Here is a 12,441-nt window from a genome sequence, read left to right on the forward strand (position 1 = left end):
ACTCCAATTAGGCTACTAATAGTAGAAAAAATAGAATAGGCTGGATTTTATTGTAAAGCAGTTAGTTTATTACGAGTTTCCAGATATCCCGTCACTTCCAGGCCAAAACCCGTCATGCTGGGCATTTTGCGGGGCGTTGCAAGCAAACGCATCTTACCTACGCCGAGATCTTTCAGAATTTGGGCACCAATGCCATGATCACGTAAATCTGTCTTGGGTTGATCATGGTACTGTGCTTTGCTTTGCAAAAGACGATCTGTCAAGACAGCGGCATCTCCTTTACGATGAAGCAGTACGATAACACCTTGTCCTGCCTCAGAAATGGCACGCATGGCATCATTGATGCTCCACGAATGCGTACGATCATTGATATCCAGCACATCGATGACAGATAAAGGTTCATGCACACGGACGAGCGCCTCTTTATCAGGATGAAGCATGCCTTTTACCAACGCAAGGTGGATAGTATTAGCCATTTTATCATGGTAAGCAGTCAGATGAAATTCGCCATAAATAGTTTGAATGGATCGTTCCGCCACGCGTGTAACCAAGCTTTCGGTGAGACTCCGATAATGAATGAGATCTGCGATAGTGCCAATTTTGAGTTGATGCTTGGCGGCAAATTCAATAAGATCCGGCAGCCGCGCCATTTCACCATTCTCTTTCAGAATTTCACAGATGACGGCAGCAGGGGTCAATCCTGCCATATGCGCTAGATCGCACCCTGCTTCGGTATGACCCGCGCGTACCAATACACCTCCTTTCTGGGCCTTGAGCGGAAAAATATGACCTGGCTGAATGATATCTTCGGGCTTGGCATCTGCTTTAACAGCAGCTTGAATGGTACGCGCGCGATCAGCGGCAGAAATGCCTGTCGTGACTCCATTTGCCGCCTCAATAGAAACGGTAAAGTTGGTGCCATGCGCTGAATAGTTAGCCGAAACCATCATGGGCAACTGGAGTTGATGGCAGCGTTCTTCGGTCAGTGTTAAACAGACCAGTCCGCGGCCATACTTAACCATAAAGTTGATCGCTTCTGCTGTCACAAAATCAGCAGCTAAAACCAGATCACCCTCATTTTCACGGTCTTCTTCGTCGATGAGAATGACCATTTTCCCAGTTTTGAAATCTGCAATGATTTCATCGGTCGTGCTAATTGCCATAGTTATTTAATTATTTTCCAGAAGAGAATTCCATCAGACGCGCTACATAGCGTGCCAGCATGTCCGATTCCAAATTTAATTGTTCACCCGGTTTAAGATGTTTCAGGTTTGTTTCAGCTAGTGTATGGGGAATGAGATTGATTTCCAGGATATCGTCACAGATACGATTAACGGTCAAACTGACACCGTTGACCGTAATCGATCCTTTTACTGCCATATATTTTAACAGTGATGGCGGGGATTTGATTGCCAGCAGATAATTTTCTCCAACTTGCTCGAATTTCGTTACTTCACCGATCCCATCCACATGGCCACTGACCAGGTGACCACCTAATCGATCCGTTAAGCGCATAGCCTTTTCCAGATTAACATAATTACCTACTCTATTCAGGCCAAATGTACAATACAACGTTTCCTCGGACACATCGACTGTAAAAAGATGGTTAGTTAATGAAGTTACTGTCAGACACACACCATTCACTGCAATACTATCACCCACTTTGACATCGCTCATCTCGAGCTTGCCTGGCTCAATTTGCAGGCTGATTGCATTCGATTTCTGGGTAAGTTGTTTAATTTCTCCGATTGCTTCGATGATTCCTGTAAACATTTTTATTTTCCTAACATTGAGAAGCCATCACCTTGATTATGCTTCTTGGCGACGCAATCACCAGCATACGCCATCCTGAAAGTTTTTTTCAATTCAAATTGCCCAGAACATACGGCTAGTACCAGCTTTATTAATGCTAACGGCTTTTGCCGAAATGTTTTTCGCTTCCCACGAATTGTTTTATTACTTTGGCGAAGCTAGTTTCGCCAAATTTCATAGTTCCTTTTCCATATGATGCCTCAGATCGGTTAATTATTTCATCATATTTTCAACCTATTAAGTAATTTTTAAACCAAGTGCTCTGGCAGCAACCATTTCTGGCACGATCCTTGCGCATATCTATTTGAAGGCAACCAAGGTTGAACAGGCTGACCTGACGAGAATGAAACCAAACACGTTAACGCAAGACCTGATGACTGATTTGATCATAACCCGATGCGTAACGAAGATCTAAAAATTGGAGGACTAAGCCATGCATGATATTGATCGCACAATGATGGAATATGAGCCAGAGATGGAACCTGAAGCTGGTTATGAGTTCGGTGAATTTGAATATGCTGATATGGAAGGAGTACTCGATGAAGCCGAGGAAATGGATTTGGCAGCAGAATTGCTAGGTGTGACAGATGAAGCAGAACTCGATCAATTTATCGGAAAGCTGTTCAAAAAAATCGGAAGCAAAGTAGGCAAGTATATTAAATCTCCAACCGGCATTGCACTAAGGGGCATTCTGAAGAGCGCTGCGCAAAAAGCACTGCCAATGCTAGGCACAGCGATTGGTGGTCCCGTAGGCGGTGCACTGGCCAGTCAATTGGCAGAAGCTGGAAACGAAATCTACGGTATGGAGCTGGAAGGGCTAAGCGAAGAAGATCAAGAATTTGAAATGGCAAAACAGTTCGTACGTTTTGCCAGTACGGCGGCGGAGCAAGCGGCCGGTGCCCCTCCTCATATCGAACCAAAGGTAGCGGCAAAATCTGCCGCGATAACATCAGCCCAGCAGCATGCGCCCGGCCTGTTACGCCCTGCCCCTTCCGCTATGTCCATGTCTACTATGTCGCTGCCGGGTAGTGGCCGCAGTGGGCGTTGGGTCAGACGGGGCAGCAAGATCATTCTGTATGGCGTCAAGTAGTCATTGCATTGATTGGAGTGTCACTCATGGTGAACAAACCTGTTTATGTGCGCTGGATGTTAATGCAAGAGGCTCGTGCCATGCTAGTTCGGCTGTCTCAGGTAAAACCGTTTGTACTGACCGAGTCAACTGTGCCGGCGGCAAATGCCTCGTTATCGGCTCAAACCGCAATTGATCGCTATCTGATGGCAGGGCGACATGCATTGCGGTTGCAGGTGCAATCCTATTTGCACTGGTTGCAAGGCCTGGACGATGAGAGCACCCGTCCAGCTGAGGCGCAGCAGCGTTTGAGTTTACTGCGGCTACGCTTCAACGCAACGCTTTCACAGCTTGATATTTTTGCAGATGCCTTGACGCAACGCAGTGAATATGAAATAGGTATCTGGTTAGCTGGGCTGGATGTCGTGGCCGCTGATGCATTGAGGTTGGAGGATTATTATGTGCCACCTCCCGTGATCTGTTATCTCGATCGTGGCTCGGGTGCGGCGATCCGCCGGGCCAGGACCCGCTTGCCGGGTGGTGGAGAAAATCCGGTGGCCGTGATTCGGGTGCCGCGCGAGCGGATGATTGGTAGTGGCATTGCCTCATCATTGATCCATGAGGTTGGTCACCAAGCGGCGGCGTTGCTGAATCTCACCAACTCCCTTCGGCAGGTATTGCAACAACAGGAGCGTGAGGTCAAGGATAGTATTTGGCGTTACTGGGAACGGTGGATATCGGAAATTGTTGCGGATTTCTGGTCGGTTGCCAGGGTAGGGGTGACTTCAACCCTTGGCTTGATGGGGGTGGTAAGTCTGCCACGGGCGTTTGTCTTTCGCATGAATATGAATGATTCCCATCCTTTTCCATGGATTCGGGTCATCCTAAGTTGCGCTATCGGACAGGCACTTTATCCTCATCCGCAGTGGCCTCGACTGGCCCAACTCTGGAAGTCGTTTTATCCAAAGGCAGACTTGGATACGGCTGGTTATACCTTAGTTAATCAGCTTGAAGCCGGGATACCTGAGTTCATCAACCTGTTAATTCACCATCAGCCTCGAAGTTTGCATGGCCAGTCACTAATTGATGTCATGGATACCGCCAATCGTCAACCTGATCGATTAAATGCTTATTTTGATCACTGGCAGCGGACGCCCGCAGCGATGTATCGCACTGCTCCGACTTTGGTATTTGCGGTGATTGGGCAAGCACGATCCGATGGCAGGATGAGTCCGGAACAGGAGAGCGCAATTTTGGCCAAGCTGCTGACCCATTGGGCAATACGCAGCACATTAAAAACTCATGCGGCCTGTGTAATGCCTGAACTAACACCCCCGATAGCCAAGGTATCTTCATGAACCTGAGGGTGGCATAGCACAAGGGGTGCAATTGATTTTAATTGAGGAGAAATATTATGGAAAATGAAAAGGACGACAATGATCTTGGAGAAAATCGCATTCGAATTCACCATTCTACTGGAACATATAGTGATATAGAGGGGGGAAGTGCAATCACGACGCTTATACAAAAAGCGACTGCGTATTTCGATGCAGGTTTCGTTAGGCAGACAAGCACAGCTTTGGAGCCTTCGGCAGGAACGCCAACGGACGACCAGGCACTTTGGGCAGCGATACGGGATCGCACGAATGCTATTAGCTTTGAACAATACAATAATTTTATCGAGCGAGTATTTTGCGCCCCCCGCACATCTGACCAGGGCAGAGCAGTATGTTGTCCAGAGTTTGAGGATTCAGGTCCAATAGGGATAAGCTCTACATCGGATAACTGTCGAAATATGCCGTGTAGTACTTCAGATATTGAAGCATCTAATAATTTCGTTAAAACCAGCTCGATCGGATCGCCGTCGATTAATGAAAGGTATGAAGAATTATGCAGGCGACCCGGCATTTATGGCACCGATGCCTATCAGTTATTAAAGCTAGCGACACAGGCATTTTTGCTGTTTGAAAGCGGAGTCGTGATTGAAGGAGCAAGAGATCCTGGCAGTGGTCGATTTCTCGTACCTAATTCTTCTGGTCTTCGCGGACGTAAATGTGATGACAATGTGCCGGTAGAAAAAGAGCGGGGTAACCTAAATGATACTTCTTTTGGAACGCTCCAGGGTACATTAGAGCGTTATCTCACAACCACCTTAGGCGCTAACAGAGCACTACCTTATTTGAAACGTATCGTCAGCGCTCTTCCTTCATTGAATTTGAGCACTGAAGAGGGACCGCCGTATTGTAATATTATTCTGCAACATCGGCTCAGCTGCCCGAGCCTCCTGGAGCTCATCTGGTCCTATTGGCACGAGGAAGGCATGCTGGTACAGACAATGAATGCCATTTCCCTGCGATTCCAAAACAAGAAGCGGCACGCAAAGGATCCGCTGGCGAATCTGGCACTTGATTCTTTACGTCCTCTGAATAATATTCTTTGGGGATATATCCAGGATGAGCCTAATCGGTTAAGCATACAACGCCGCTGCTACGAATACGACAGTCAATACGGCATTACTCTGGTAGGTAAAGCTGTGCCCAAATTGGAATCTGCCGATAGCCGCTCCCAGTTTATCAAGGCATTTCATAATTTGCTTTATCGTACAGTATTGTTTTACCGTGAAGATGATGATAACACCATCAAAGCCGATGCTTTCTCATTACTCAACGCCCTGCGAGAAGTACATATTATTCTGGCGGAAGGAGCGATCAACCAGTTCGGCGATTTACCATGGACTGCACGCCATGAGATGTTGCTGATGCAATGGATGCTGGCACGGCCCGAAACGAAGGAGTTCTTGCGGGGCCGTTATTCTGTGCCATACCAGGAAACATGGATGGGGGCAGTGGATGATATGAAGCGCTTACAGGGCTGGTCGGATGTCACCGTCACACATTTCCATGAACTCGCCATAAAAGGGGAGCAGATCTTGCTCTCCATCCGCTATGGCGATTGGATTGATATTAATAATCAGGAACAGGCCAGAAATTGGGCGCGTGACTGGCGGCCTGAAATTCAGCGCTATATACATGCCTACTATGCAGTGTCGGGGGTTGATCTAACTTCGGAAACCGTCGATGCCCGCGCAGCGGAAGCGCGTTATGCACAGCCATCTCTATTGCTTCAAAAACGACTCGCGATGCAGCAGCCAAAAAATAGGGTTGCCGGCCCTAATCAGCGTTTGGCGAATATCCGGCGGACGGGGTATGGACCCTTGACAAACAAAATGGCGAACCGTCTGCGCATTGAGCGAAGCTGATTGCAGCTCAGAGTAAAGTCTGAAGGAGATCAATTATGAAATATGCATTGAATCTAGAACCCGAAAGCGGCGGCAATACATTCGAAATGGATGAATTCGAGGATGAGGCAACTGATAACTTTTGGGAACTGGACGGAAACCCTGGTTATGAGTGTGGATCAAGCGCTGAATTCGACACGGAGTTAGGCGAGGCAGAATGGGAGGCCGAAATCAGAAGAGGGCAGCGTATGCCTATGCGTCCAACCGGGCTTAGGCCTGCTGCTTACCGAAGACCTGGCTCATCAGGTCAACCTAAACCTCGTGGTAACTATCCGTTTCATAAACACGGGAAATATAGGCGCTGGCCTGCGGGCGTTATAACAGCACCCCATAGTTGCACCTGCCCAGCGCCTAACTGTCCACGGCATGGCAGCGAGTATGTGCGTTGGGTGCAAAACACGTTGAATCAGGTTTTGGGACTGCGACTCCCGGTTACCGGCATCATGAATCCGGCGGCACGGAGCGCTGTTCGCAGCTTCCAGCAGCGCCAAGGGCTCCCCGTCGATGGCATTGCCGGTCCTGATACAGAACGTGCGCTAATTGCGGTGAGAAGTGGAAAATCACCCGGCAGTGTTGCTGCAAAACCTGCTGAGACAGATATGGTGACACCGCTTGCATCGGTCAAGGTACCACTTACTGCAGAATTCGACTTTGAATTCGAGCGGCTAGAAGCCGCTGGAGAGCGTCAGAGCAAGGCCCTGGCTAAGCGCCTACAGAACACACCAGTCGGCCGAGCGCTTACAAAGATGGGAGCAAAAATTACCATTGAGAAGGCCCCGCTCTTGCACCCCGCGCATTGGGTACGCGGCCTGAGCAGTTTTGAGGTGCGCTGTGGTGGACAACGAAACATCAATGTCGTGTTTGGGCTGTTTGACCAGCAGAAGAAAATGCTGGCTTGGTACCTGTTTTCTTCGACCGTAGACTTAAGGTCAAGGCTCGCGTGCAAAAGAAGTGGCTCAAGACCAGTCGTGAAACCTTTTGGAGTTGCTAGCGCCGTTGCCACTTTCACTCCCGACCTCCAGAAAAGCCGGATTGACGTATTCGAATTGGTGCGTGACGCTAAAAGTCCATCTGCAACAATGACATTGAACACTAAGATTGATAAGAACCGCATAACTTGCCGCTTGGATAACCTCAATACTAAATCAAATGGTCTGGTTCACCTAACTTTCGGTTTAATAAAAGTCTCCGAACCTTCAAGCGCGAATGCCCCCATACCTGGCAAGCTGTTTTTCCTAGATGTTGAGCCGTTTGATGAAGAAAAGTTCAGAGAGCCTTCTTTTCTGGACCCTCGGCGTATATGGGGTCCTCAGGCAATAGCCGAGAGGAAAGCCATATCTAACTTTTGACCATGGTTTATTTCTTGTGAAAAAAATTGGGATGAGGCAATTTTGGCTAGTTACTGGTGAGGATATTCGTGAGGCTGAGTTGGCGTGTCGCGGAGTTCACCAACAACTTTCCAAAAATACCGACTTCAAGAATGAAATGAATTAGGAGTGAAGACGGCGACAAATATCATAAAAACGTAATTAGCCGGGGGTCCTAAAAATGGAGAACAAAAATGAATGCAAGTGAAATAGGGTCGGAGTGAATTTCATTGTAGAGAGGGCGAACACTATCGAGGAAAACGCATTCTTTGCCAGGAACAACTTACCAGAGGATCGCGAATGGTTGCTGTTTCTACCGCCTTGATGAGGACACCCTTTACTCTTCTGTTCTGTGAATAACCGCTGTAAGCCCGGAATAAACGCCAGCACATTGGAAGAATAATTATGGAGTTTAGTCATGAGCAATGAATACAGTTTTAAAGAGCAGCCATTTAAGGCTTCTTCCGAATTTGGGGAAGAAGAGAGCGAATTCGATCCAGAGACTTTCGGTGCTGAGCTAACCTACTCCAAATGGAAGGAGGGAATGCGGGGCAGCACGCCTTGGTCGTCCAAGCGCCGTATATGGAGGTATTCATCTCCTCCGTTGTTTGTGGACAAGGTTGAAGGTGAATCTGTCTCCTGTGCCTGTCCCGTGCACGGCACTGCGTTCGTCCACTGGGTGCAAAGTTCATTGAATCAGGTTTTGGGTCTACGGCTCCCGGTCACCGGCATTATGAACGCGGCGATGCGGAGCGCGTTGCGCCGGTTTCAGCAACAGCGGGGTCTTAGGGCCAACGGCATCGCCGGCTCGGAGACCCGGCGCGCCTTGGTCGAAGCGAAGAAATCTGAAAAGGGACAAACCGGCGGCTTAACCGACCCGGCCGAATATGCGGAATTATTGGCTGAGGTTAGTGATAGTGGAAAAGCAGATGCTTTTGTCGCTGACAAGAACGGAAAAAAATACTTTGACTCATTTCCGCAGCTTGGAAATTTAAAAGTTCAACGAATAACCATCTTGAAACCGTCAAATTTCGAGAATCTCATCGATCTGATGCTGGCATCGAATCAAAAGAACTTCGTGATTGATGCTCATGGGAACCCTTATGGCTTGACTATGCCTTTGGCAAGCTCAACTAGAATATCTGCAACAAAAAATGCTTTGTTCATCCTGGGGGGTATTGAATCTGTTCGATCCTTGGTCCGCTGGGCTAAAGAAAGTGATACTTTCTGGGGACGAGCTTCTGGGATGGATTTAGATAGATGGCGGCGGATTGTGGAAGTCATGCATTCCAAAACATGGCAACAGATGGTGGCTGGATGGCCAAAGATAACCCCCAAAGTCTCCACAGTAGATGCAGCTAAGAGGATTGTTCAAGCTCGCCTCAACTCACTCGTGGATTCCCTATTCCCCGGAAAAGTTACCAACAAACAAGATCGAGTGAATAGGCTTATCAATAAAATGCTGCGCTTGCAAGCCCAAGGCATCCGTGAGATCCAATTTCGTGCATGCAACATCGGGAAAGACTTGGATTCACTGTATGAGTTTCGGAAGTTTTTTGGAGCTGATCACCTCTGTGCTCCTGATGTGCGTAGTGGCATGGGACCCCTAAGAAGATTTGATATTAGTCGGGGAGCTGTTGATCGATTAGCGCGCAATCGTCGAACCCAGGTATTTAGTATGCCTAGTGGCCGATTGGCCATCCTCATCAATGTCCTGAATCACGAATTTGAAGCATTTTGTGCAGCAGATGCACAGGCAGCCGTGAATGAATGGATTGCCACTCACATCATGGCTCACTCGACCTATCGACGAGGAGCATTTCCAATTCATTTTCTGCAAACGCAGCCGCCAGTCTTTCCATTAGATAATGACTATGCGGCTCATATTAAGTGTCGTTCATCTTTCTGGGAAAGTGTCATTCGTAAGAGTGAAAAGCGCCAGCAAGAAATCGAGGATTATGACGAACGGGAAGAAAACTGGGCGCTCAAGAAACCGGAAAATGAAAAATATGATGAATATATTGGCCAATTGAGCGAAGAGGAATTTGAAGAAGGTGGCACAATGCCGGTGCTGTCGCTTGACAAGCTCAAGATCGATGGCCTTCCTGAGATTATCTTGACGTTAGGGGATAGTGGGCAATACCAGGGGTTTATTAGAAAACCTCCATCGTCATACAATGGATCGGTAAAGCTAAGCGGAAGGGTTCAAATTGAAAAAGCGGGAACCCGTCGGAACTATGATTACGATCTCGATCGTAGCCAATGGCTTTTGGGTAAGGTATGGGCCAATGTTGAAATTGGCGGCGCTATCTCTTCAAGTAGCGCAAGTTTCTCTTCTGTCAAGCGCGACGGGGCGTTTACCACATCGACCTGGATCGGCTATAAACCTTACCTGGTTCGCCGTCTCACAATAAAAGTGATATTGGCGCTGAGAAACGGCAAGAGGTTTGGAACCAAAGTAGTGGTGGAGCTAATCGACCTGGCCGGGTTCCTATCGGTCGTTTTGACCCTAAGGAGAAGACCCGCCCTGGGTGGCAAACCCACTTGCAGTTTCTAGCCTCGGTGCGAAAGGTTTTTCATGGTAATGCCAGAGAACCCCAGTTCATCGGGCCATTCAACTGGATATTGTATCGACATCGGAACGTAGAGCCACTGTTTAAGTTTTGCACTCCCGATGAAGAACGGCTTCAAGCCAAGCCCAAACATTGTAATCCCGCGCAACAAGCCGCAGAAAAGCGGCTTCGGCTCTACAAAATGCTCTATGACAAAGGAGAGTGGCTTGAAATAGGACATGTACTTGCCGGGATTGAAGGCTCGCCAAAGCAGGAGCCGAATAAGAATCAGAGTGTTCCAATACCAATCCGACCGGAACTAATCGTGACTTGGTCGGGCGATTTGGGTAGTGCTTTGCAACGTTATATTCAGCATTTTTGGCTTGCAACTGACAAATACGGGAACCCCATAGACAAAAACGATCCACTGGACCTGAATTACTATCTTGTGAGGGAAGCGAGCCGGTCTGATTTAATTGGAGATATCGATGGAATCAATATCGGAAGCGTCTATGATTCCTCACGTTCTTTAGCAGATAATCTGAATGCCTACTATGGCAAGAAAAGCCTTCGCCGGTATCATGATTTTATTGCTAACTCGAAGAACGAGAAAGGCGTGGCGGAGTTACCGCTGGAGCCTGGCAAGAAACCTCCCAAGCTCTCCAGACAAGCTTGGCAGACGATTGCTATTCATACCCATGGATATCTGAAATATTTCTGGGTGACAGGCGCACTGTACCATGGCGCGGAGCCTGCCAAGCGCAAGCGGGTAGATGACATCATGAGGGTTAATAGCAAGTTGCTTCCCTTATCTGCAGAAATTCAGCAGGTTACTGATTATTTTGTCCGCTTTCTTGAGGATGGGCTTGCGCTGGAACAAAGACAAGGTATCCAACCGGAACTTGAAGAATTTGATGAATTTCTTGATGAATTGAATGAGGAACAGTAAAAGCCAGAGAACGAGTTTGAAAACTGGAGCAAACAGAAAACGTCTTCTGCCCAAGAAAAACATCCCAACTTACAGGAGAAATACAGGGGCTACTGTCTCTATTACATAAATGATAGAAAACTTGACTCTGCATCTGCCGTTTTAAAGGTGGGTGCGACAAACCGAGTATAACCAACCTGTGTTGCGTATCAAATAAGCAGGTAAACGCGGGGGCGCAGTTTCATCAGAATCAATGACCGAGCCCAGATATCGAGTTGGTCAACACTAACCAGATAGCTCCCGCGGGGAAATATGAAATTGTCGTTCAGCCGGTGGCAATATCTGTTTAGAGACTACCAGCCAATTTGGAGCAGGACAGAGCGTCATCGCGATTGCCAATGCTTCGGTCGCCTCGTCCGTGGCTCCTGCTGACGGTGGAATCTTGTTTGTCGAGGGCGGAGCGCTCATATGGATAGTTCATCGGCTATTCCTAACCAAATGCTCCATCTCTTGAGATGGTAAGTCCCTTTTAATTTCTAAGAGGAGGTGGACCGTGATCATTGATTGCCACTGTCATGCCGGAACAGGCGATGGCTTGACCGGCCCTTGGGACACCCGGGCAGCATTGCACGATTATCTGCGACGCGCATCAGCAGCAGGAATACACAAAACGGTACTGTTTGCTGCTTTTCATTCAAACTATGCCATAGCCAATGAAGAAGTGGCACGCATCGTATCGAAGAATCCTAAGCGCTTTTTCGGCTTTGCTTTTGTCCATTCTGCACGTGATCGGGGACGTGTGCATGAACTGGTCAAGATTGCCGTTGAGTGCTATGGTTTCGTGGGCATCAAAGTTCACCGCCACGATGCCTCCATCACACGCGAAATCTGTGCAGTTGCGCGCATTTACAATTTGCCGGTGCTGTACGATGTAGCGGGTGAAGTATCGGTCTGCGAGCTACTTGCTCAAGAATATCCAGATGTTAACTTTATCATTCCGCATCTCGGCAGTTTTGCCGATGACTGGCGTGCTCAACTTGCTGTGATCGACCATCTGGTTCGCCATCCGAATATCTACGCTGATACTTCTGGTATACGACGCTTTGATTTGCTGAAACAAGCCGTCAAACGAGCGGGAGCAAATAAACTCTTGTTTGGCTCCGACGGGCCGTGGCTGCATCCGGGAGTTGAACTGACCAAGATCAAGGCATTAGGACTGCCGCCATCCCAGGAAAACTTGATTTCAGGAGGAAATTTTCTAAATTTAATTAGCGTAGCTAGAAATGGCAAATCATCAATAGTGACAGGCAAGTTAGCTGGTTCAGCGAAAATAATGACTGCAAGCGCTCGATTTTAGCTTATTGGTCATGTGAGATAGAGCATATTGTCTATCTTGTTGCGTATTTGGTTATTTT

The 12,441-nt window shown here is 48.0% G+C and carries 10 protein-coding genes; 7 read left to right on the forward strand and 3 right to left on the reverse strand.

Annotated elements, in window-relative coordinates:
• Positions 1-47 precede the first annotated feature (47 nt).
• The gene (gene ribBA, locus BM283_RS05920; RefSeq protein ID WP_090690800.1) at positions 48-1,163 is read right to left on the reverse strand and encodes a bifunctional 3,4-dihydroxy-2-butanone-4-phosphate synthase/GTP cyclohydrolase II; all 1,116 of its coding nucleotides are present in this window, start codon (positions 1,161-1,163) and stop codon (positions 48-50) included.
• A gap of 10 nt (positions 1,164-1,173) precedes the next feature.
• A complete protein-coding gene (locus BM283_RS05925) occupies positions 1,174-1,773 on the reverse strand; it encodes a riboflavin synthase (protein ID WP_090690802.1) in 600 nt (199 codons plus the stop codon).
• Between the two features lie 472 nt (positions 1,774-2,245).
• Here BM283_RS05925 and BM283_RS05930 point away from each other — a divergent pair, with 472 nt between their 5' ends.
• From BM283_RS05930 to BM283_RS05955, 6 genes are all read left to right on the forward strand, one after another.
• On the forward strand, positions 2,246-2,902 hold the full coding sequence (locus BM283_RS05930; RefSeq protein ID WP_090690804.1) for a hypothetical protein: 657 nt from the start codon (positions 2,246-2,248) through the stop codon (positions 2,900-2,902).
• A 26-nt stretch (positions 2,903-2,928) separates the two neighbouring features.
• Complete coding sequence (locus BM283_RS05935; protein WP_090690806.1) at positions 2,929-4,239, forward strand: hypothetical protein; 1,311 nt, start codon at positions 2,929-2,931, stop codon at positions 4,237-4,239.
• 56 nt (positions 4,240-4,295) lie between these two features.
• On the forward strand, positions 4,296-6,140 hold the full coding sequence (locus BM283_RS05940; RefSeq protein WP_090690807.1) for a hypothetical protein: 1,845 nt from the start codon (positions 4,296-4,298) through the stop codon (positions 6,138-6,140).
• A gap of 35 nt (positions 6,141-6,175) precedes the next feature.
• Positions 6,176-7,528, forward strand: coding sequence for a peptidoglycan-binding domain-containing protein (locus BM283_RS05945; protein ID WP_090690810.1), 1,353 nt, complete (start codon positions 6,176-6,178; stop codon positions 7,526-7,528).
• 562 nt (positions 7,529-8,090) lie between these two features.
• Complete coding sequence (locus tag BM283_RS05950; protein ID WP_175492045.1) at positions 8,091-10,103, forward strand: peptidoglycan-binding domain-containing protein; 2,013 nt, start codon at positions 8,091-8,093, stop codon at positions 10,101-10,103.
• 5 nt (positions 10,104-10,108) lie between these two features.
• On the forward strand, positions 10,109-11,047 hold the full coding sequence (locus BM283_RS05955) for a hypothetical protein (RefSeq protein WP_139225207.1): 939 nt from the start codon (positions 10,109-10,111) through the stop codon (positions 11,045-11,047).
• 264 nt (positions 11,048-11,311) lie between these two features.
• Here BM283_RS05955 and BM283_RS05960 read toward each other — a convergent pair whose 3' ends face one another.
• Positions 11,312-11,494 (reverse strand): hypothetical protein, encoded by a 183-nt coding sequence (locus BM283_RS05960; protein WP_090690818.1) that lies wholly within the window; start codon positions 11,492-11,494, stop codon positions 11,312-11,314.
• A gap of 85 nt (positions 11,495-11,579) precedes the next feature.
• Between BM283_RS05960 and BM283_RS05965 the strand changes: the two genes are divergently transcribed.
• A complete protein-coding gene (locus BM283_RS05965) occupies positions 11,580-12,383 on the forward strand; it encodes an amidohydrolase family protein (RefSeq protein WP_090690821.1) in 804 nt (267 codons plus the stop codon).
• Positions 12,384-12,441 lie beyond the last annotated feature (58 nt).

Source organism: Nitrosomonas sp. Nm34 (assembly GCF_900113925.1).
Lineage (GTDB): Bacteria > Pseudomonadota > Gammaproteobacteria > Burkholderiales > Nitrosomonadaceae > Nitrosomonas.